Here is a 19,882-nt window from a genome sequence, read left to right on the forward strand (position 1 = left end):
AGGATCGAAGGAGGCCGGCTTGTTCGGTTCGATGTCCAGCACCCCGGAGGCCACCGCCCGCACCGGCGATGCGGCGTGGCTGCAGGCGATGCTGGACTTCGAGTCGGCGCTGGCCGCCTCCCAGGCCGAGGCCGGGATCGTGCCCGCCGAGGCCGCCGAGGACATCGCCGCGCACTGCCGCGCGGAGCTGTTCGACGCCGCGTCGATCGGTGAGCGCGCGGTGTCCTCGGCGACCCCGGTGATCGCGCTGGTCAAGGACCTCACGGCGCTGGTCGGCCCGGATTCGCGGCCGCACGTGCACCGGGGCGCGACCAGCCAGGACGTCATCGACACCGGCGCGATGCTGGTGATCCGCGACGTGCTGGAGCTGGTGCTGGCCGATCTGCGCGCGGCGGCGCGGCAGTGCGCGCGGCTGGCCGAGGAGCACCGGGGCACGGTGCTGATCGCCCGGTCGCTGCTGCAGCAGGCGTTGCCGACGACGTTCGGCTTGCGCTGCGCGGGCTGGCTGACCGCGCTGGACGAGGCGATCGCCGGTGTCGCGCGGTTCGCACCGGCCGTGCAGTTCGGCGGCGCGGCGGGCACGCTGGCGTCGCTGGGTTCCCGCGGGCCGCAGGTGCTTTCGGGCGTGGCCGAGCGGCTCGGGCTGGCCGAACCGGTGCTGCCGTGGCACACCGACCGCACCCGCATCGCCGAGCTCGCCGGAGCGCTGGGCACCGCCTCGGGCGTGCTCGGCAAGATCGCGCTGGACGTGGAGTTGCACGCCCAGACCGAGGTCGGTGAGCTCACCGAGGGCAAGCCGGGCGGCTCGTCGGCCATGCCGCACAAGCAGAACCCGGCCGCCTCGGTGCTGATCACGGCCGCCACCCAGCGCGTCCCGGGGCTGGTGGCGACGCTGCTGTCGGCGATGCCGCAGGCCTACGAGCGCGCGGCCGGGGCGTGGCAGTCGGAGTGGCAGCCGCTGACCGAGCTGCTGCGGCTGTCGGCGGCCGCGGCCCGCCGGACGCGGGAACTGCTGGAGGGCCTGCGGGTTCACCCCGACCGGATGGCCGCCAACCTCGACCTCACCCGCGGCCTGGTGCTCGCCGAGAACGCCGCCGGGCGGCTGATGGGCGCGCTGGGCCGCACCGACGCCCAGGAGCTGGTCGCCGAGCTGTGCCGGCGCACCGCGGAACGCGGCAGCACGCTGCGGGCCGAACTGCTCGCCGAGCCGCGGGTGCGCGCGGTGCTGTCCGAACCGGAGGTCGTCGCGGCGACCTCGCCGGAGGACTACCTGGGCGCCGCATCGGATTTCATCGATCGGGCACTGGCCGCACACACCGGATGGGAGAAGCGTTGAACGTCAACCACGAACTGACCGGGCCCGAGGGGGCTCCGGTCGTGGTGCTGTCCAACTCGCTGGGCACCGACCTGCGCCTGTGGGACGAGCAGGTCCCGGCGCTGAGCGACCGGTTCCGCGTGCTGCGCTACGACCAGCGCGGCCACGGCGGCACCGGTGCGAAGCCGGGCCCGTACGCGCTGGCGGAGCTGGGCGGTGACGTGCTGGAGCTGCTCGATCGGCTGGGCATCGGCAAGGCGCACTTCGCGGGCGTGTCGCTGGGCGGCATGACCGGGATGTGGCTGGCCGAGCACGCGCCCGAGCGCATCGACCGGCTGGCGCTGATCTGCACCTCGGCGGACCTGGGCAGCGCCTCGTGGCTGGAGCGCGCTGCGACGGTGCGGGCCGACGGCATGGCCGCGATGGTCGAGCCGTCGCTGCCGCGCTGGTTCACCCCGGCCGCGGCGGAACGGCCCGAGATCCGGGAGAAGTTCGGCGGCATGATCAGCAGCGCGGACGCCGAGGGCTACGCGGGGTGCTGCGAGGCGATCGCGGGCATGGACATCCTCGACGGCCTGCCCGGGATCGCGGCGCCGACGCTGGTGATCGCCGGTGCCGAAGATCCCGCCACTCCCCCGTCGCACGCCGAGCGCATCGCGGCCGGCGTCCCGGGCGCGCGCGTGGAGGTGCTCTCGCCGGCCGCGCACCTGGCCAACGCCGAGCAGCCCGAGGCCGTCAACCGGCTGCTGCTGGAGCACTTCGGAGGAGCCGCATGAGCGAGCGAAACCGCTACGACGCGGGCATGGAGGTGCGCCGCGAGGTGCTCGGCGACGCGCACGTCGACCGCGCCAACGCCCGCAAGACCGACTTCACCGAGGGTTTCCAGGACTTCATCACCCGCTACGCGTGGGGCGAGGTGTGGACCGGCGACGGCGTGGACCGGCCGACGCGCAGCATGCTGACGCTGGCGATCCTGGCCGCCACCGGCTGCGAGGAGGAGTTCGCGATGCACGTGCGGGCCGCTCGCCGCAACGGCCTGGAGCCGGAGCGGATCAAGGAGGTGCTGATGCACGTGGCGATCTACGCGGGTGTGCCCCGCGCGAACACGGCGTTCGGCATCGCCAATACGATCCTGGCCGAGGAGCAAACGGGGTAACTTCAGCAGGGTTGCGCCGACGAGGGGATCACCGATGGAGTCCGAGTCCGACACCAGCAGCGGGTACGTGCAGTCGCTGGCGCGCGGGCTGCTGGTGATCCGCGCGTTCGACGAGGCCAACCCGGAGATGACGTTGTCGGAGGTCGCGCGCGCGACGGACCTGTCGCGCGCGGCGGCCCGCCGCTTCCTGCACACGCTGGTCGGCCTGGGTTACGTGTGGACAGACGGCCGGGTGTTCGCGCTGACGCCGCGGGTGCTGGAGCTGGGTTTCGCCTACCTGTCGAGCGTGTCGCTGCCGGAGATCGCCCAGCCGCACCTGGAGCAGCTGGTGTCGGAGGTGCACGAGTCGGCGTCGGTGTCGGTGCTCGACGGCACCGACATCGTCTACGTGGCTCGCGTTCCCACCTCGCGGATCATGACGGTGTCGATCAACATCGGCACCCGCTTCCCCGCCTACGCCACGTCGATGGGGCGGGTGCTGCTGGCCGATCTGCCCGAGGACAAGCTCCACGCGCACCTGGACCAGATCGACCTGGCGCCGCTGGGCCCGCACACCATCACCACGCGCGCCGACCTGCTCGACGAGCTCGCCCGCATCCGGGAGCAGGGCTGGGCGCTGGTGGACCAGGAGCTGGAGGCCGGGCTGCGTTCGATCGCCGCACCCGTCCGGGACCGCTACGGCCGCGTCGTGGCGGCGGCCAACATCTCCTCCCACGCCAGCCGCACCACGCCGGAGGTCGCCCAGAACGACCTGCTGCCCCCGCTGCTGGACACCACCCGCCGCATCGCCGCCGATCTGGCGGTCTCGCCCCAGTCCCGGGCCGTCGTGCGCTGATCCCGGCCGGAGGAGTATTTCGTGCGTTGTCTCTGAGAGCGAGTGCGGAATCTGCGATCCCGCCCGTGACCGGAGAACACGGTGCTCATACTCTGCGTGGCGTGAGCGGGTGATCCCTGTCTGAGCGCGTCCGAGCGGGTGGACATCCGGCGCCGGAAAACGCCCCAGAAGCGTCGCGGTGATCCGCCGGGCTCGTGCCCGTCCTGCCGCTCGCGACCGACCAACAACCATCACTTGCGTGGGAAGTCGGCAGTGAACGCGTCCCGTGCCCGATCAAACTCCGGGGCCGCAGTCATCGCAAACATCATTGCCAATTGCTCGACGTGGACTGCGTGATACTGCGGGTAGCTGTGGTGATGGGTGAGGCAATACCGACTCGCCTGCCCCGGTTGGCGGATGTGCCACATGTACTCGGCTGCTGCTGTCAGTCCGCCCTGCATAAGCCGCTCCACCTGGGCATCGCGGGTCAGCCGGTAGTAGTCGTACAGACCATACGTGGCGAACACGTGACCATTGAAAGCGCGATCAGCACCCGGCTCCTTCGCGTACTCTTCGAACCACAGGTAGCCGCGATCATCGACATCAACCGTCCACGGCACACCAGGCCGCTTGAGGTTCTTGAAACTCGCGAACAGCCCATCGGCGATCTCACGGTACTGCTGCTTGCCAGTTACCTCGTAGAGCCGCACGAACGCACTCAGCGCCTGCCCCTGAGCCATCGCTGAGAACCACGGCGGTTTCATCACATTGGATTGATCGCCATGCAACGGCCACTCAAACGGATACGGCAGGTAAAGCGCCCCCCTGGAGTGAACAGCGGTAGTCGCCAGCCGCTTCGCATGCGCCTCCACGCGAGTCAAATATGCGGGATCATGGTTGTGGCGATAGCTACTGAGCCTGGTAAGCATAAACTGGGCCTGGAGCACCGGATGGTTGTACCGACGGCCATTGATCACCCTGACGGACACGCCTTCCTCGTCGTAGATCTCCTTGCCATCCAGCGGCTTCGGCGCAGAAGCGTTGTAGGGCCACGAATCGGCTGGCAAACCCCGGATGGTGTAATCAGCGCGTTTGAAGTCGAGTTCGGCCGCAGCTCCGCCTGCGGTTGTGGACGTCATCGCGAGCACTAGCGCTAGTATGAGTCGCCATCGCCACTTCGCCATGGTCCGCCTTCCCGATATGAGGTAGTCGTCAACATCGAGGAATCTTCGCCCGCGCCCGCCACGTGCGCAGGCCCTTGACTACCAATGAGCGACCCCGATCGCACCATCGCCCGGCTCATCGTCGGTGGCCGATTCAGGCCACCTGACTCCGCCATCTGGTCGTGGCTCTGTCAGCTGGCGCGGTCGGCTCCGACGGTGTTGTCCGACAATCGCCCGGAGACCTCCAGTTTGATCTGGGCACTGGTCAGAGTTCGCGGGCCCAGCCGTGGGCGTAGAAGGCGCGGATGTGGGCTTCGGTGAGCTCTTCGGCGGCCTTGGCGTCCCCGTCGCGCAGGGCCTGGTAGGTCTTGCGGTGGTCGCGGCGCAGCTCCTCGGCGATGGGGTGCCAGTCGTCGCCGAGGGCGTCGAAGGCCGCCAGCAGGGGCCGGCGCATCGATTCGCGGATGGCGATGGTCATGTCGGCGACGAGCCGGTTGCCGCCGGCTTCGGCGATGCGGACGTGGAACTCGGTGTCGAGGTCGTTGAACCGCGCCCGGTCGCAGTCCGGTGAGTCCATCTCGTCCAGCAGCTCCCCGAGCCTGTGCAGGTCGTCGGGCCGGGCGCGGGTGGCGGCGTGCCGGGCGCTCTCGCGTTCCAGCATGATGCGGGCGCGCACCACGTCGGCGACGGGGAAGTTCGCCAGCGCCACGTGCAGCCGCAGCAGCCGGGTCAGGGCCTGGCTGGGCAGGGCTGCGACGGTGGTGCCCGAGTCGGGTCCGGTGCCCACGCCCATGCGCAGCACGCCTTGGGCTTCCAGCGCGCGGAACGCCTCCCGGACCGCGGCGCGGCTGACGCCGAGCATCTTGGCGAGGTCGCGTTCGGCGGGCAGCCGGTCGCCGACCTTGAGCGCGCCGGAGACGATCTGCTCCTCGACTCGGTCGATGACCAGCTCGTAGGTGCGGGTGCGCGCCACCGGGCGCCAGTCGGCGTCGCCCGCGTCCGCCTCGGATTCGAAACCTGTCACTCGGGTCCCCTTTACACGCGCCGTCAGCGGTACCTAGGGTAAGTCCCCGCTATGGTCGGACCATACAATGGTCAGCAAGTCCGGTGTCGTGGCGCACTGTGCGCGAGGATGCTCCCGGAGGCCCGGACGGAGAGGAACCGGTGATGCGCGCATGAGGGTGGCACTGTTCGCGACCTGCCTCGGCGACACGCTCTTCCCCGCCGCCCCGAAGGCGACGGTGCAGGTCCTGGAGCGTCTGGGCTGCGAGGTGGACTTCCCCGCCGCGCAGACCTGCTGTGGGCAGATGCACACCAACACCGGCTACCGCAAGCAGGCGAAGTCCTCGGTGCGGACGTTCGTCGACGCCTTCGACGGCTACGACGCGATCGTGGCGCCCTCGGGTTCGTGCGTGGCCTCGGTGCGCCACCAGCACGCGCAGGTCGCCGACGGCGACCGCGAGCTCACCCGCGCCGTGGAGCACACCGCGCCGAAGGTCCACGAGCTCTCCGAGTTCCTGGTCGACGTGCTGGGCGTGACCGACGTCGGCGCCTACTTCCCGCACCGGGTCACCTACCACCCCACCTGCCACTCCGCGCGGCTGCTGCGGGTCGGCGAGCGGCCGCTGCGCTTGCTGCGCGCGGTGCGGTCGTTGGACCTGGTGGAGCTGCCCGCCTCCGAGCAGTGCTGCGGTTTCGGCGGGACGTTCGCGCTGAAGAACCCCGACGTGTCGGTGGCGATGGGTGCCGACAAGGCCCGCCACGTGCGCGAGACGGGCGCGGAGGTGCTGTGCGCGGGCGACTCGTCGTGCCTGATGCACATCGGCGGCCTGCTGTCGCGGCAGCGCTCCGGCATCCGGGTGCTGCACCTCGCCGAGATCCTGGCTTCGACGGAAGGAGACCAGCTGTGAGCGCCACTCCCCTGGGCATGCCCTCGTTCCCGACCGCGGCCAAGCGGGAGCTGGCGGATTCGCAGTTGCGGCACAACCTGGCCAACGCCACCGCCACGATCCGCCGCAAGCGCGCCGGTGTCGTCGACGAGCTCGACGACTGGGCGCAGCTGCGCGAAGCCGGCGCGGCGCTCAAGGCGCACACGCTGTCCAACCTGGACACCTACCTGGAGCAGTTCGAGACCGCGGTGACCGAGGCCGGGGGCACGGTGCACTGGGCGCGCGACGCCGCCGAGGCCAACCGGATCGTCACCGACCTCGTCCGGGCGACCGGTGAGCGCGAGGTCGTGAAGGTCAAGTCGATGGCCACCCAGGAGATCGAGCTCAACGAGGCGCTGGCCGAGGCCGGCATCGACGCGTGGGAAACCGATCTGGCCGAGTTGATCGTCCAGCTGGGACACGACGCGCCGAGCCACATCCTCGTTCCGGCGATCCACCGCAACCGGGCGGAGATCCGGGAGATCTTCCGCCGCGAGATGGGCAAGGTCGGCGCTCCCGCCCCCGAGGACCTCACCGACGACCCCGCGCGGCTGGCCGAGGCGGCGCGGCAGCACCTGCGGGAGAAGTTCCTGCGCGCCAAGGTGGCCGTCTCGGGCGCGAACTTCGCGGTCGCCGACTCGGGCACGCTGGTGGTCGTCGAGTCCGAGGGCAACGGCCGGATGTGCCTGACGCTGCCGGAGACGCTGATCAGCGTGGTGGGCATCGAGAAGATCGTGCCCAGCTGGCAGGACCTGGAGGTGTTCCTGCAGCTGCTGCCGCGGTCGAGCACCGGTGAGCGGATGAACCCCTACACCTCGACGTGGACGGGCGTGGCGGCCGGTGATGGGCCGCAGGAGTTCCACGTGGTGCTGCTGGACAACGGGCGCACCAACGCGCTGGCCGACGAGGTCGGGCGGCAGGCGTTGCGCTGCATCCGCTGCTCGGCCTGCCTGAACGTGTGCCCGGTCTACGAGCGCACCGGTGGGCACGCCTACGGCTCGGTGTACCCGGGCCCGATCGGGGCGGTGCTCACCCCTCAGCTGCGCGGCACCCAGTCCGATGTGGACAAGTCCTTGCCGTACGCGTCGTCGTTGTGCGGCGCGTGCTACGACGTGTGCCCGGTGGCCATCGACATCCCGGACCTGCTGGTGCACCTGCGGACCCGGGTCGTCGAGGAGCACTCGGGTGCCCGGGACAAGCCGATGGACGCGCTGATGGGCGTGGCGTCGTGGGTGCTGGGCGATGCCAAGCGGCTGGCGGTGGCGCAGAAGCTGGCTTCGTGGAGCCGGAAGGTGATCGGCCGGCGCGGCACGATCGGCCGGCTGCCGGCTCCGCTATCGCGCTGGACGGACGCCCGCGACGCGCCCGCTCCCGCGCAGGAGTCGTTCCGGTCCTGGTGGGAGCGCACCCGAGGAGGCAAGTCATGACGTCGGTTTCGGCACGCGAAGCGGTGCTGGGTCGGGTGCGGGAGGCGTTGCGCGGCACCGAACGCACTCCCCCGTCGGCGGTCCCGCGCGAGTACCGCACCACCCGCCCGGCGGCGGACCTGGTGGCGCTGTTCTGCGAGACGGTCGCCGACTACAAGGCCACTGTGGACCGGGTGGCCGCCGAGGCCGCGGTCTCGAAGATCGCCGAAGTGGCGCGCGCGGCCGGGGCTCGGCGGCTGCTGATCCCGGACGGGGCACCACAGGCGTGGTCGCAGGTGCTGGGAGAGGACTTCGAGCTGGTCGACCCGGAAGCGGGCACGGCGGCGTTGGAGCAGGTCGACGCGGTGATCACCACAGCTGCGGTGGGCATCGCCTCCACCGGCACGATCGTGCTGGACCACGGGCCGGGCCAGGGCCGCCGAGCCGCGACCCTGGTCCCCGACCTGCACATCTGCGTGGTCGCCGAGCCCCAGGTGGCCGATGACGTGCCGGCCGCGATCTCCCGCCTGGACCCGACCAGGCCGACGACGTTCATCAGCGGCCCCTCGGCCACCAGCGACATCGAGCTCAACCGGGTCGAGGGCGTCCACGGCCCCAGGACTCTGCACGTCCTGGTCACCCCGGCGGTCTGAGCGTCCCGACGTCCTCCCGCGCTACAGCGGCAGGACGTCGGCCAGGACCGCGCCGGGCTCCTTGAGGCGGTGCGCGGCGGGGCTGTCGTAGACGACCAGGAGCTCACCGGAGGGCAGCAGCGCGAGGCCTTCGGCGTGGTCGTCGCCCTCGCCGTGGGACACGTCGAGCTCGCGGTCCAGTTCGGTGCGGTGGACGACGTCGGCGGTGTCGAGGTTGGCCGCACCGGGCCAGCGGTAGACGCGCACCGGGCCGTCGAGGTCCATCGAGGGCCCGGCCAGCAGCAGCAGGTCGTCGCCGTGCACGCACATGTCGCGGATGCCCAGGCCGTCGAGGTCGAGGAAGATCTTGGCGTAGCGGTGGCCGTTGAGCTTGCGGAGTTCGAGCTCCCCGTCGTCCTCGCGCGGTTCCAGCAGCAGCACCACCGCCCAGCCGCGCAGCACCGGGCCGCGCAGTCCGAGGTAGACGCGTTCGTGGCCAACTTCGCCGTGCACGGCGATGCCTTCGACGTCCAGGCCGTTGTCCTTGCCGGGGATGGACAGGAACGGGGCCAGGTGCTCGTCGTCGGCGAGCAGGTCGAACAGCCCTCCCCTGCCGAGGGCGGCGCTGGGAGCACCTTCCGGGGTGGCTCCGGCGGGCACGTCGTCGGCCAGGGCGATGCGGGCGAGCACGCGGCGGCTGGGTTCGGCGGAGACCGAGGCGAGGCGCTTGGCGGCCTTGGCGTCGGAGTGGTGGGGTTTGACCTTGCGGCGCTTGGCGCTGTGCGAGCCCACCACCCACAGGAACGGGCCGTTGCGGGAGATCCCTTCGACGTCGACCTCCTCGTCGGCCTCACCGGGCAGGTCGATGACGTCGGCCAGCGGGAAGCTCACGTGGTCGCGGTAGGCGGTGGGCCTGGCGGGGTCGTCGCAGGTGAGCCGCTCGACGGTGGCGGTCTCGTCGCCGGCGATCCACAGGTGCACGCCGTCGGTGCGCACCGCCGAGAGGTTGACGTGCGTGTCGGTTTCGACCGCCCGTGCGGTGAAGGCCAGTCGCACCGTTCGTGCTACGTTCATCCATCGTTTCTACCAGGCCCTTCCGCCGTGAGCTCCTGGATCAGGGTTTCGTGATGATCTCCTCACCCACACGATCAAGTGAGTGCGGGAACCGGTGCGGCGGGTGCGCGGTCCTAGCCGATGTCGTTGTCCTCGCGTCTATGGGAGAAGGAAAGGGGTCGCCGTGCCAGACATCCGGGTCCGGCTCCGCGGTGGGCCGCAGGACGGTCAGGAGCTGACCGTCTCGGCCGACTCATCGGGCAAACCGATCCCGCGCATCACCCTGCCCGCGCGCGCTCGCAATCCGGAGGCCGTGCCACCGCGGCTGATCTACGAGCGTTCCGGCAGGAACGGTGATGGCACCTGGGAATTCCGCTACGTGGGTGCTGAAACCTGACACCTCGTCGCCACGGCAGGGCACGGAGCCGGGTGCCCTGCCGCGACTCGGCGTCCGACTTCCGGGCTGCCCCACCAGCCCGATCCGCGCTCGAACCCTTCAGTGCACCGGCGTGATCGCGGAGCTGCCGCGCGCGCCGGCGATCTCGTGGATCAGGGTGCGCAACGTGCCGGGCAGCAGCGATTCCCAGGAGTTCATCCGGAACTCGCCTTGGCGCTGCGCCTGCTTGGCGAAGCGCATGGGCCGCAGCGCTCCGGTCTCGCGCACCAGCAGCGCGAAGGTGACCTCGGTGAGGCGCTCGGGCACGGTGATGACGCCGTTGCCGGTGGTGGTGTCGGTGCCGGTGAACAGCTCTTCGAGCGCAGCGGTGGTGCGTCCGCACTGCGAGTCGGCGACGCGCCACGCCGCCGCCGAACCGCCGCGCAGCCCGCCGGAGATCGGGACTTCGCGCAGCACGTCGACCAGCACCAGCCTGCAGCGCACCTTCTCCACCGCGGTCCGCGACAGGTGTTCCAGCCAGGTGCGCAGGTCGTGACCGGCTTCGCGGCGGATCTCGCGCAGCACCGTCCAGGACAGGAAGTCCGGGCAGCGGCCGTTCCCGCTGGGTCGCACGTCGGGGGTGACGGCGATTTCCTCCTCCACGATCAGTTCGGCCAGCAGCCCGCCGGCGCAGCCCAGTGCGAGCCGTTCCGGGTCGATGCGCGGGGAGATGCGGTTCTCGCCGCTGTGGGCGGCCAGGAAGAACCGGTCCGCGATGCGCAGCGGAAGTCGCGTGTTGTCGAGCTCTGGAGCGGTCCGGCCGTGCGCGGCCTCGCCCTTCAACACGTCGTCGCTCTCCTTCACCTGCCAGAACGTGGTCGCCGGGGCTGCCCGACTCCGGAGGGTGTCCAGGGCGGGCACTCCGCGTGGTGCACGGCCATCGTTCAAGATCAACGCCGTTGATCGCATCGCCCGGGCAGCGGCTGTGGCCGAATCGTTGTGGTGGCCAACCGTCCGCTTCTCGACCGGGAACAACCGGGAGGCGCATTGACTTCCACCTAACACGAAGTCCGACGATGTAAGGGTCCCGAACCTGATCGACACCACCACGTCACGAAGGACCTCCACGTGAACGCCAACTGGTCGACGATGCGCTCGTTCGCTAGCGACAAGTCCGTCACCCGGCAACGCCTGTCCGCGGGCCTGCTGCGCCGCATCGGCGGCTACGCCCGCCCCTACCTGCGCGACATCGTGCCGTTCCTGGTGCTGGTGGCGCTGGCCGCCGCGCTCGGGGTGGTCAACCCGCTGCTGTTCAAGGCCATCATCGACAACGGCATCGTGCCGCGGAACTTCTCGCTGGTCGTGTGGCTGGCCTTCGCGGTGGCCGGGGTGGCGGTGCTGGAGGCGGCGATGAGCCTGGCCCAGCGCTGGTACTCCGCGCGGCTCGGCGAAGGCCTGATCTACGACCTGCGCCGGGAGGTCTTCGACCACGTGCAGCGGATGCCGATCGCGTTCTTCGTGCGCGCCCAGACCGGTGCGCTGGTCAGCCGGCTCAACAACGACGTGATCGGCGCGCAGCGGGCGCTGACCTCGACGTTGTCGTCGGTGGTGTCCAACGTGCTGAGCCTGGTGCTGGTGCTGGCCACCATGTTCACGCTGTCCTGGCAGATCACGGCGATCTCGCTGGTGATGCTGCCGCTGTTCCTGCTGCCGGTGCGCTGGGTGGGCCGCAGGCTGCAGCGCGTCACCCGCGAGCAGATGAAGCTCGACGCCGAGATGAGCTCGCTGATGACCGAGCGCTTCGGGGTGGGCGGAGCGATGCTTGCCAAGCTCTACGGCCGCACCGACGAGGAGTCCGAGCGCTTCTCCGCGCGCGCCGAGAAGGTCCGCGACATGGGCATCGTCTCGGCCATGTACAGCAGGGTGTTCATGGTGGCGCTGACGCTGCTGGCAGCGCTGGCCACGGCCGTGGTCTACGGCCTGGGCGGCGGTCTGGTGCTGACCGGGGCGTTCCAGCTGGGCACCCTGGTGGCGCTGGCGACGCTGCTCAACCGCCTCTACGGGCCGCTGACGGCGTTGTCGAACGTGCACGTGGACGTGATGACGGCGCTGGTGAGCTTCGACCGGGTCTTCGAGGTCCTCGACCTCAAGCCGATGATCACCGAGAAGCCCGGCGCCCGCGAACTCCCCGCCGGGGCTTCGGACGTGGAGTTCGACCACGTCTCCTTCCGCTACCCCGCCTCCAGCGAGGTGTCGCTGGCGTCGCTGGAGTCGGTGGCGCGGCCGGACAACTCCCCCGCTCACCCGGTGCTGCACGACATCACCTTCCGCGCCGAGCCGGGCCAGACCGTGGCGCTGGTGGGGCATTCCGGTGCGGGCAAGACCACCATCACCAACCTGGCCGGCCGGCTCTACGACGTCGATTCCGGTGCGGTGCGCATCGGCGGGCTGGACGTGCGCGAGACGTCGCTGGCCTCGCTGTACGAGCACGTCGGCGTGGTCACCCAGGACGCGCACCTGTTCCACGACACGATCCGCGCCAACCTCACCTTCGCCCGCCCGGAGGCCACCGAGCAGGAGCTGGTCGAGGCGCTGCGGACCGCGCAGCTGGGTCACCTGATCGACTCGCTGCCCGACGGGCTGGACACGGTGGTCGGCGACCGGGGGCACCGGCTCTCCGGCGGGGAGAAGCAGCGGCTGGCCATCGCCCGGCTGCTGCTCAAGGCGCCGCCGATCGTGGTGCTCGACGAGGCCACCGCGCACCTGGACTCCGAATCCGAGGCCGCCGTCCAGCGCGCTCTGGCCACGGCGCTGTCGGGGCGCACCGCCCTGGTCATCGCCCACCGGCTGGCCACCATCCGCGAGGCCGACCGGATCCTGGTCATCGACGAGGGCACGATCGCCGAGGAGGGCACCCACGAGGAGCTGCTCGCCCGCGGCGGGCACTACGCCGAGCTCTACCGCACCCAGTTCGCCCAGCAGCGCTCGGACTCCGGCGAAGCGGCCTGACCGACCGGGACCGAGCAGGTCACTCGGGGGGCGCCACCGAGAGGGTTCCCGCCGGGTCGACCTGCGCGAGCAAGGCCGTGCAGAGGTCGTCGAGGAGGCCCACCTGGTCCTCGTCGAGGCCGTCCATGATCAGCGAGCGGACCTTCTCGACGTGGCCGGGAGCCGAGTCGACGACCTTGGCCAGACCGGCTTCGGTGAGTTCGGCGATGCTGCCGCGCGCGTCGTCCTCGGCCTTGCGGCGGGCGACGAAACCCTGCTGCTCCAGCCGGGAGACCACGTGCGAGACGCGCGAGGGCGAGGCATTGGACTGCTGGGCGAGGTGGCTCATCCGCAGTTCGCGCCCCGGTGCTTCCGAGAGCATCGACAGCACCCAGTAGCCGAACATCGTCAGTCCGGCGTCGCGCTGCAACTGCGCGTCCAGAGCGGCGGGCACCACGGTCATCAGGGCCGCCAGCTTCCGCCAGGCGCGCTGCTCGTGGTCGTTCAACCAGCGCGTATCGCTCACCTGTCAGAGCCTAACAGGAGTTGAAGGTTCAAAGAGGCTGCCCGATCAGTGGTGACACTCCCCTGGCGGCCCGGAACGACCTGATCTCGTCCCGCAGCCGCACCGCTGCCGGGGCAGCCTGCAGCGGGGTGCGCTCCAGCGCCTTGCCGAGCCGCCGCAGCCGCCGCAGCACGGCCTCGGTGCGGCGGGTGCTGGCCGCGGCCAGCACGAGGTCGACCTGCTCAGCCGCGCCCTCGATGTCGCGGCCGCGCAGCCGCACCTCCGCCAGGTCCAGCCGCGCCAGGCACAGCTCGCCGATGCGGCGGAGCGGTTCGGGCTCCTGCGCGTACCCGGCGATGGCGGTGATGGCGTCGCGCTCGGCGTGAGCCAATCCCACCTGCCCGCCCAGCCACAGCGCGGTCGAGGAGGCGTAGCAGTACTGCTTGGCGACCGGGAACTCCAGCAGCCCGGCCGGGACGTCGGCGTCGGTGACCTCCTCGCGCGCCTGCTCGGCGCGGGTCAGGGCGCGTTCGGCGGCGTGGGCGTCGCCGAGCCGCGCGTGCGCGCGGGCTTCCAGCGCGGCCAGCCGGACCGCGGCGGTGCCCGCTTCGGGCGGGTGGCGCAGGCCGTCCTGGGCGAGTTCGACGGCGTCGCGGCACCGGTCGTCCCAGTAGGCCACCAGGCTCTGGGTGCCGCGGATCCAGCAGAGCAGCGCGTGATCATCGGCCTGCTCGGCGCACTGGAACGCGGTGCGCGCCTGGGCTTCGGCCGCCACCGGGTGCCCGAGGTCGAAGGCGGCGTTGGCCATCACCGCGCACGCCCGCCCGGCGGTGCGGAACCAGTCGCGGGCGTGCTCGGCGGGAACCCGGCGTTCCAGCACCTTCAGCGCCCGGTCCCGCAGGTCGCGCAGTTCCACGTACAGCGGGAACACCGGTTGGTGCGGGTAGCTTTCGATGATGCGCGCGACGTCGGCGCGGAAGCGTTCGAGGTTCTGCGGCCCGCCGTGTCCGGGCCGGGCGGGGGTGGCGGGTTCGGTGGCAGGCATGAGCGCCTCGCTCTCGACGTGGGCGGTGCCTCGAAAGCCGAGCCCGGAACCACGCTTCGCTTCGTCGCACCGGGGCTCACAGGTACCGTGACAGCCCGCGATCGGCCCCCGCAAGTGGGCTTCTACCGGGTGATATCCGCAGCTCGGCGGGTGTTGATGACGCGCTCGGCGGGGATGCCGCACTCCTCGGCGCGGGCGCAGCCGTGGGCGAGCCAGTCCAGCTGGCCGGGCGCGTGGGCGTCGGAGTCGATGCTGAAGGTGCAGCCGAGGTCGCGGGCCAGGCGCAGCAGTTCGCGGGGCGGGTCGAGCCGGTCCGGCCGGGAGTTGATCTCCACGGCCACGTCGTTGTCGCGGCAGGCGGTGAACACCTCCCGCGCGTCGAAGGTGGACTGCGGGCGCTTGCGGTCGCCGATGAGCCGCCCGGTGCAGTGCCCGAGCACGTCGACGTGCGGGTTGCGCACCGCGGCGACCATGCGGCGGGTCATCGGCCCGGAGCTCATCCGCAGGTCGGAGTGCACGCTGGCGACCACCACGTCGAGCTCGGCCAGCAGCTCCTCGTCCTGGTCGAGCGCGCCGTCGCCGAGGATGTCGACCTCGATGCCGGTCAGGATCCGGAACGGTTCGAGCTCCCGGTTGAGCTGCGCGACCACGTCGAGCTGCTCGCGCAGCCGCTCGGCCGACAGCCCGCGCGCGACGGTCAGCCGGGGTGAGTGGTCGGTCAGCGCCATCCACTCGTGGCCGAGCCGGTGGGCGGTGGTGGCCATCTCGGCGATCGGGCTGCCTCCGTCGGACCAGTCGGAGTGGGTGTGGCAGTCGCCGCGCAGCGCGCTCCGCAGCGCCCCGCCGTGCTCGGGCACCTCGGCGGCGTCGCGCAGTTTCGCGAGGTAGTCGGGCGTGCCACCGCGCCGGGCCTGGGTGATCACCGAGGCGGTGGTGCGGCCGATGCCCTCCAGGTCGGTGAGCGTGCCGTACTCGACCCGCTGGTCGAGGTCGTCGAGGTCGGTGATGACGGCGGCGGCGCGCCGGAAGGCCCGCACCCGGTAGGTGGGTGCGTACTGCCGCTCCAGCCAGAAGGCGATCTCGCGCAGCGCCGAGATCGCACCGTCATCGCTCACCTGTCCTTGGTAGCCGGACACGTGGACGTTCGCCACCTTGACAGCGCAGACCGTTCCCTTGCGGCGTCTGCGGGGGTTGGATGAGCATCGCAACTGTTCTCTCGATCGTGCGACGAGGTGTGCCAAGTGCAGCAGTACGAACTCGCGGTGTTGCCCGGTGACGGCATCGGCAACGAGGTCATGCCCGAAGCGCTGCGGGTGCTCGACGTGATCGGCGCGAAGTACGGGGTGCGGTTCGACTACCGGCACTTCGACTGGAGCTGCGAGACCTACCGCAAGACCGGGCGGATGATGCCCGAGGACGGCCTCGACCGGCTGCGCGACCACCACTCGATCCTGCTGGGCGCGGTGGGCTACCCGGGCGTGCCCGACCACATCTCGCTGTGGGGCCTGCTGATCCCGATCCGCCGGGTGTTCGACCAGTACGTCAACCTGCGCCCGGTGCGGCTGCTGCCCGGGGTGACGCCGCCGGTGCGCGACAAGCGCCCCGGTGACATCGACTTCTGGGTGGTGCGGGAGAACACCGAGGGCGAGTACTCCAAGCTGGGCGGGCGCCAGAACGAGGGGACCGACCGCGAATCGGTGCTGCAGACGGCGTCGTTCTCCCGCTTCGGCACCGACCGCATCATGCGCTACGCGTTCGAACTGGCCCGCAAGCTGGGCAAACCGCACGTGACCTCGGCGACCAAGTCCAACGGGATCTACTACTCGATGCCGTTCTGGGACGAGCGGTTCGCCGAGATGTCCGAGCAGTACCCCGATGTCGAGGTCGACCAGGACCACATCGATATCCTGTGCGCGCGGTTCGTGATGAGCCCCGAACGCTTCGACGTGGTGGTGGCCAGCAACCTCTTCGGCGACATCCTCTCCGACCTGGGTCCGGGCGTGACTGGCACGATCGGGGTGGCGCCGTCTGGCAACATCAACCCGGAGGGCGTCTACCCGTCGACGTTCGAGCCGGTGCACGGCTCGGCGCCGGACATCGCCGGCAAGGGCATCGCCAACCCGATCGGTCAGATCTGGTCGGCGGGCATGATGCTCGACCACCTGGGCCTGACCGAGGCGGGAGCCGACGTGGTGGCCGCGATCGAGAAGGTCCTCGCCGACGACAGCACCCCGCGCACGCCGGACATGGGTGGCACCGCTCGGACCGAGGACCTCGGCAAGGCGATCGCCGAGGCGATCAACGGCTGACGCGGGCGGCCACGGCGAACAGCCGGTCCTCCTGGCCCGGTCGGCCGACCAGCTGCAGGCCGACCGGGAGCCCGCCCACGGTTCCGGCGGGCACCGAGATGGCCGGGGCTCCGGCGAGGTTCCAGGGGCGGGTGAGCCCGATCAGCGGACCGCGCACCGGGGTCGGCGTGCCCCGCACGTCGACCTCGCGCTGGTCGATCTCGGGTGCGGTCACGCAGGTGGTGGGCATGGCCAGCAGCTCGACCTCGTCGAGCAGCTCGGCGACCACCGCGCGCCACTGGTCCCGTTCGGTCAGGGCCCGCACGTACTGCCAGCCCGCGGTTTCGCCGGCTCGGCGCAGGATCGCCAGCACGTCGTCGGTGAACAGCTGCGGTGCCTCGGCGACGCGTTCGGCGTGCACGGCGTGGGCTTCGCTGAACTGGATGGCGCCGAAGGCCCGCAGCATCGCGTCGAGCCCGCCGGGCCGCACCTCGCGCACGTCGAGCCCGTCGGTCTCCAAGGCGGCGCGGGCGATGCCGGTGACCTCCGGGTCGGTGGGGTGCAGCAGGTCCGGCGGGATCCAGCCGATGCTCACCTCCGAGCCGTGCTCGCGGCTGGGCATCGGCCGCAAGCCCGCCAGCGCGCGGTAGCCGAGCCGGCAGTCATCGGTGCTCGCGGCGAGCACGCCGACGTGGTCGAGGGTCTGCGATAGCGGGAACACGCCGTCGGCGGGCACCGCGCCGTAGGCGGGTTTGAACCCGGTGACCCCGCACAGCGAGGCGGGGATGCGCACCGAGCCGCCGGTGTCGGTGCCCAACGCCAGCGGCACGATCCCGGCCGCCACGGCGGCCCCGCTGCCGCCGCTGGACCCCCCGGTCATCCGCCGGGTCTCGTGCGGGTTGCGGGAGGCGCCGTTGTAGGCGCGGTCCCCGGTCGGGCCGAAGGCGAACTCGTGGGTGGTGGTCTTGCCGACGATCACCGCTCCGGCGGCGCGCAACCGCCGGACGCATTCGGCGTCCTCTGTGGACACGTGCTCGGCGAAGTGGGCCGAGCCCATCGTGGTGCGCAGCCCGGCGACGTCGATGATGTCCTTCACCGCCACCGGGATCCCGTGCAGCGGCCCCCGGTCGCGGCCGTCGGCGATTTCGGCGTCGGCCCGCTCGGCGGCGCGCAGCGCCCCGTCGCGGTCGGCGGTGACGAAGGCGTTGAGCTCGCCGTCGAGCGCGCTGATCGCGGTCAGCGCGGCCTCGGCGAGGTCGACCGCGCGCATCTTCTCCGCGCGCAGCTGCGCGCGGAGATCGTCGATGGTGCGGCCGTGGAAGAAACCTGTCGCGTGCTGCGTCGCGGTGCTCAACGCGCCTCCCGCCCGACTGTCAGCGAAGAGCTCATCTTCCGCTCGCGCACGGTGATCGTCAACGGCCCGCCCGCGCCGCGGTGATCGCGCTCAGCGCCACCACCAGCAGCGTCATCGCCAGCGACAGGACCGTCACCGAGGCGTCCTGGGTGGGTCCGTGCCCGGCGAGCCCGGTCAGCAGCGCCTTGGCGCCGATGAACACCAGCACCGCCGAGAATCCCACGGACACGTCCGGGATCCGCGCGCACAGCCGGGCGGTCAGCCGCACCAGCCGGACCGCGCCGAGCAGCGCGAGCAGGTTCGCGCACAGCACCGTCGCGGACCCGCCGCCGGTGGCCGAGACCGCGAACGCGCCGAGCGCGACGGCGACCGGGATCGCGGCCGGTGCGACCGCCGCGGCTGCGGGAAGTCCGGGTTCGCCGTGCCGGAACAGCCACCACGCTCCGGCCAGCACCACCAGACCGAACAGCGCCGAAACCCACGCCAGGCCGGGGACGCCGGTGGCCACGAGCACGATCCGGGCCAGCACCGAGGCCGCCACGGCCAGCGAGACGAGTCGTCGCGCGCCGGGTGCGCGGTGCGCGAGCACCACCAGCAGGACGACCAGGTCGACGGTGACCGCGAAGGCCGAGCCCCAGGCCGCTAGGAACTCCCCGGCCCACCGCGGTGCGTCGAGGCTGAGGCCGGCTGCGACCAGCGGTGCGGCGCCGATTCCAGCGCCGGGTACGAGCAGGTCGTGCCGGGTGGGGGCGCGTCCGCGGGCGCAGGCGAGCAGGTCGGCGGTCACCGCTGCGAGCAGCACGACCACGGCTGCGGACGGGAGTAACGCGGGCACGCTCATGGGCGCCTCCGGCTTTGGGGAGCTCTCGTCGGTCCCCGCAGGCCTCGGCTCTCGGGCCTGGCACCGGTGGTTGTAGCCCGGCGGGGCGGTGGTGTCCAGGACCACACTGGTTATCCATCCGTTCGGCCCAAACCCTGGTCCACACTGGACGAATCGGTTGCGCCGGGCGCCACATCGGGCAAATCGGCTGGCATACTGTATGCTAAAGCCACGGGCTGAGCCCGCGGCCATCATCGGCACGAGCAACCGGAGCTGACCGCATGTCGCTGACCTCGAAACTGACCGAGGGCATCGCCGCTCGCCAAGTAGCGCGCCCGGTCCCGCTGCGCGAGACGGTCTACGAGGCCATCCTCGAACTGATCATCACCGGCGAGCTCAAACCGGGCCAGCACCTGGTCGAGAAGGAGCTGGCCGAGGCCCTGGGCGTGTCCCGCCAGCCGGTCCGCGAAGCCCTCCAGTGGCTCAAGAAGGACGAGTGGGTCGACCTGCGGCCCGGCTACGGCGCCTTCGTCCACAGCCCCACTCCCGAGGAGGCCGACCAGCTGCTGGGCGTGCGGACCCTCCTGGAAGCCGAATCGGCGCGGTTGGCCGCGCTGAACTCCACCAAGGACGGCGTCGCCGAGCTCAAGCGGATCTACAAGTCGGGCCTGGCCGCGCTCAAGGCCGACGACATCGAGTCCGTCGTGGCCGCCAACGCCGAACTGCACGCCACGATCACCGAGATGTCGGGCAACAAGGTCCTCAACGAACTGGCCGCGCAGATCAACCGCCGGGTCCGCTGGTACCACACGCCCGTCGCCAAGACCCGCGGCAAGCAGGCCTGGGACGAGCACTCCGCGCTCATCGACGCCATCTCCAAGAAGGACGCCGACACCGCGGCCCGCCTCATGCGCGAGCACACCGAGCACACCCGGCAGAGCTACCTCGACCAGAGCACCGAGGACTAGATCAACTCCACACGCTCGGCTTTTCCCGTTGTGAAAGTCCGGAGAAAGCTCGGTCGTGCACCATTCGTGGT

General features: G+C 71.2%; 20 protein-coding genes. 11 read left to right on the top strand and 9 right to left on the bottom strand.

Going from position 1 to position 19,882, the window contains the following annotated elements:
• The first annotated feature begins 19 nt into the window (after positions 1-19).
• Genes pcaB through R4I43_RS21170 form a run of 4 tightly spaced genes read left to right on the top strand, consistent with a single transcriptional unit; the run spans position 20 to position 3,306 of the window.
• On the top strand, positions 20-1,336 hold the full coding sequence (gene pcaB / locus R4I43_RS21155; protein ID WP_324267405.1) for a 3-carboxy-cis,cis-muconate cycloisomerase: 1,317 nt from the start codon (positions 20-22) through the stop codon (positions 1,334-1,336).
• Positions 1,333-2,091: a 3-oxoadipate enol-lactonase gene (gene pcaD / locus R4I43_RS21160; RefSeq protein ID WP_324267406.1), complete on the top strand. Its 759-nt coding sequence runs from the start codon at positions 1,333-1,335 to the stop codon at positions 2,089-2,091. The genes pcaB and pcaD overlap by 4 nt, the downstream gene beginning before the upstream one ends.
• Complete coding sequence (pcaC, locus tag R4I43_RS21165) at positions 2,088-2,471, top strand: 4-carboxymuconolactone decarboxylase (protein WP_324267407.1); 384 nt, start codon at positions 2,088-2,090, stop codon at positions 2,469-2,471. The genes pcaD and pcaC overlap by 4 nt, the downstream gene beginning before the upstream one ends.
• 34 nt (positions 2,472-2,505) lie before the next feature.
• On the top strand, positions 2,506-3,306 hold the full coding sequence (locus tag R4I43_RS21170) for an IclR family transcriptional regulator (RefSeq protein ID WP_324267408.1): 801 nt from the start codon (positions 2,506-2,508) through the stop codon (positions 3,304-3,306).
• A 230-nt stretch (positions 3,307-3,536) separates the two neighbouring features.
• On the opposite strand, the gene R4I43_RS21175 is transcribed toward R4I43_RS21170, so the two are convergent.
• Positions 3,537-4,424 (bottom strand): D-glucuronyl C5-epimerase family protein, encoded by an 888-nt coding sequence (locus R4I43_RS21175; protein ID WP_324267473.1) that lies wholly within the window; start codon positions 4,422-4,424, stop codon positions 3,537-3,539.
• 289 nt (positions 4,425-4,713) lie between these two features.
• Positions 4,714-5,472 (bottom strand): FadR/GntR family transcriptional regulator, encoded by a 759-nt coding sequence (locus R4I43_RS21180; RefSeq protein WP_324267409.1) that lies wholly within the window; start codon positions 5,470-5,472, stop codon positions 4,714-4,716.
• A 151-nt stretch (positions 5,473-5,623) separates the two neighbouring features.
• On the opposite strand from R4I43_RS21180, the gene R4I43_RS21185 reads away from it, so the two are divergent.
• Genes R4I43_RS21185 through R4I43_RS21195 form a run of 3 tightly spaced genes read left to right on the top strand, consistent with a single transcriptional unit; the run spans position 5,624 to position 8,435 of the window.
• On the top strand, positions 5,624-6,358 hold the full coding sequence (locus R4I43_RS21185) for a (Fe-S)-binding protein (RefSeq protein ID WP_324267410.1): 735 nt from the start codon (positions 5,624-5,626) through the stop codon (positions 6,356-6,358).
• Positions 6,359-6,375: 17 nt separating this feature from the next.
• Positions 6,376-7,803 carry a LutB/LldF family L-lactate oxidation iron-sulfur protein gene (locus R4I43_RS21190; RefSeq protein ID WP_324267474.1) on the top strand — a complete coding sequence of 476 codons (1,428 nt, stop codon included), beginning with the start codon at positions 6,376-6,378 and terminating at the stop codon, positions 7,801-7,803.
• Positions 7,800-8,435 (top strand): LutC/YkgG family protein, encoded by a 636-nt coding sequence (locus R4I43_RS21195; protein ID WP_324267411.1) that lies wholly within the window; start codon positions 7,800-7,802, stop codon positions 8,433-8,435. Before R4I43_RS21190 ends, R4I43_RS21195 begins: the two co-directional genes overlap by 4 nt.
• A gap of 21 nt (positions 8,436-8,456) precedes the next feature.
• Here R4I43_RS21195 and R4I43_RS21200 read toward each other — a convergent pair whose 3' ends face one another.
• Positions 8,457-9,488, bottom strand: a complete 1,032-nt coding sequence (locus R4I43_RS21200) for a DUF3616 domain-containing protein (protein WP_324267412.1) — start codon at positions 9,486-9,488, stop codon at positions 8,457-8,459.
• Between the two features lie 163 nt (positions 9,489-9,651).
• Between R4I43_RS21200 and R4I43_RS21205 the strand changes: the two genes are divergently transcribed.
• Entirely contained in the window at positions 9,652-9,864 is a 213-nt protein-coding gene (locus R4I43_RS21205; RefSeq protein ID WP_324267413.1) for a hypothetical protein, read from the top strand.
• 99 nt (positions 9,865-9,963) lie between these two features.
• Here R4I43_RS21205 and R4I43_RS21210 read toward each other — a convergent pair whose 3' ends face one another.
• A complete protein-coding gene (locus R4I43_RS21210; RefSeq protein ID WP_324267414.1) occupies positions 9,964-10,707 on the bottom strand; it encodes a GPP34 family phosphoprotein in 744 nt (247 codons plus the stop codon).
• Between the two features lie 285 nt (positions 10,708-10,992).
• Between R4I43_RS21210 and R4I43_RS21215 the strand changes: the two genes are divergently transcribed.
• Entirely contained in the window at positions 10,993-12,852 is a 1,860-nt protein-coding gene (locus R4I43_RS21215) for an ABC transporter ATP-binding protein (protein ID WP_324267475.1), read from the top strand.
• 19 nt (positions 12,853-12,871) lie between these two features.
• On the opposite strand, the gene R4I43_RS21220 is transcribed toward R4I43_RS21215, so the two are convergent.
• The 3 genes from R4I43_RS21220 to R4I43_RS21230 all read right to left on the bottom strand — a co-directional run bounded on the left by R4I43_RS21220 (position 12,872) and on the right by R4I43_RS21230 (position 15,496).
• The gene (locus R4I43_RS21220) at positions 12,872-13,357 is read right to left on the bottom strand and encodes a MarR family winged helix-turn-helix transcriptional regulator (RefSeq protein ID WP_324267415.1); all 486 of its coding nucleotides are present in this window, start codon (positions 13,355-13,357) and stop codon (positions 12,872-12,874) included.
• 28 nt (positions 13,358-13,385) lie between these two features.
• Positions 13,386-14,381, bottom strand: coding sequence for an ATP-binding protein (locus R4I43_RS21225; protein WP_324267416.1), 996 nt, complete (start codon positions 14,379-14,381; stop codon positions 13,386-13,388).
• A 122-nt stretch (positions 14,382-14,503) separates the two neighbouring features.
• A complete protein-coding gene (locus tag R4I43_RS21230; protein ID WP_324267417.1) occupies positions 14,504-15,496 on the bottom strand; it encodes a PHP domain-containing protein in 993 nt (330 codons plus the stop codon).
• Between the two features lie 126 nt (positions 15,497-15,622).
• On the opposite strand from R4I43_RS21230, the gene R4I43_RS21235 reads away from it, so the two are divergent.
• Complete coding sequence (locus R4I43_RS21235; protein WP_324267418.1) at positions 15,623-16,690, top strand: tartrate dehydrogenase; 1,068 nt, start codon at positions 15,623-15,625, stop codon at positions 16,688-16,690.
• On the opposite strand, the gene R4I43_RS21240 is transcribed toward R4I43_RS21235, so the two are convergent.
• Together R4I43_RS21240 and R4I43_RS21245 are read right to left on the bottom strand one after the other, a co-directional pair.
• The gene (locus tag R4I43_RS21240) at positions 16,680-18,023 is read right to left on the bottom strand and encodes an amidase (RefSeq protein ID WP_324267419.1); all 1,344 of its coding nucleotides are present in this window, start codon (positions 18,021-18,023) and stop codon (positions 16,680-16,682) included. The two genes, R4I43_RS21235 and R4I43_RS21240, sit on opposite strands and share 11 nt — an antisense overlap.
• A 58-nt stretch (positions 18,024-18,081) precedes the next feature.
• A complete protein-coding gene (locus R4I43_RS21245) occupies positions 18,082-18,864 on the bottom strand; it encodes a hypothetical protein (protein WP_324267420.1) in 783 nt (260 codons plus the stop codon).
• A gap of 260 nt (positions 18,865-19,124) precedes the next feature.
• On the opposite strand from R4I43_RS21245, the gene R4I43_RS21250 reads away from it, so the two are divergent.
• Positions 19,125-19,811: a GntR family transcriptional regulator gene (locus R4I43_RS21250; RefSeq protein WP_324267421.1), complete on the top strand. Its 687-nt coding sequence runs from the start codon at positions 19,125-19,127 to the stop codon at positions 19,809-19,811.
• The last annotated feature ends 71 nt before the right edge of the window (positions 19,812-19,882 follow it).

The sequence above is a fragment of the Saccharopolyspora mangrovi genome (assembly GCF_035320975.1).
In the GTDB taxonomy this organism is placed as follows: Bacteria; Actinomycetota; Actinomycetes; order Mycobacteriales; family Pseudonocardiaceae; genus Saccharopolyspora; species Saccharopolyspora mangrovi.

What these genes read in the sequence shown, in the direction of transcription:
- pcaC (WP_324267407.1), top strand. Translation starts at nt 2,088, where the DNA reads ATGAGCGAGCGAAACCGCTACGACGCGGGCATGGAGGTGCGCCGCGAG.
- R4I43_RS21170 (WP_324267408.1), top strand. Translation starts at nt 2,506, where the DNA reads ATGGAGTCCGAGTCCGACACCAGCAGCGGGTACGTGCAGTCGCTGGCG.
- R4I43_RS21175 (WP_324267473.1), bottom strand. Translation starts at nt 4,424, where the DNA reads ATGACGTCCACAACCGCAGGCGGAGCTGCGGCCGAACTCGACTTCAAA.
- R4I43_RS21185 (WP_324267410.1), top strand. Translation starts at nt 5,624, where the DNA reads ATGAGGGTGGCACTGTTCGCGACCTGCCTCGGCGACACGCTCTTCCCC.
- R4I43_RS21190 (WP_324267474.1), top strand. Translation starts at nt 6,376, where the DNA reads ATGCCCTCGTTCCCGACCGCGGCCAAGCGGGAGCTGGCGGATTCGCAG.
- R4I43_RS21195 (WP_324267411.1), top strand. Translation starts at nt 7,800, where the DNA reads ATGACGTCGGTTTCGGCACGCGAAGCGGTGCTGGGTCGGGTGCGGGAG.
- R4I43_RS21200 (WP_324267412.1), bottom strand. Translation starts at nt 9,488, where the DNA reads ATGAACGTAGCACGAACGGTGCGACTGGCCTTCACCGCACGGGCGGTC.
- R4I43_RS21215 (WP_324267475.1), top strand. Translation starts at nt 10,993, where the DNA reads ATGCGCTCGTTCGCTAGCGACAAGTCCGTCACCCGGCAACGCCTGTCC.
- R4I43_RS21225 (WP_324267416.1), bottom strand. Translation starts at nt 14,381, where the DNA reads ATGCCTGCCACCGAACCCGCCACCCCCGCCCGGCCCGGACACGGCGGG.
- R4I43_RS21245 (WP_324267420.1), bottom strand. Translation starts at nt 18,864, where the DNA reads ATGAGCGTGCCCGCGTTACTCCCGTCCGCAGCCGTGGTCGTGCTGCTC.
- R4I43_RS21250 (WP_324267421.1), top strand. Translation starts at nt 19,125, where the DNA reads ATGTCGCTGACCTCGAAACTGACCGAGGGCATCGCCGCTCGCCAAGTA.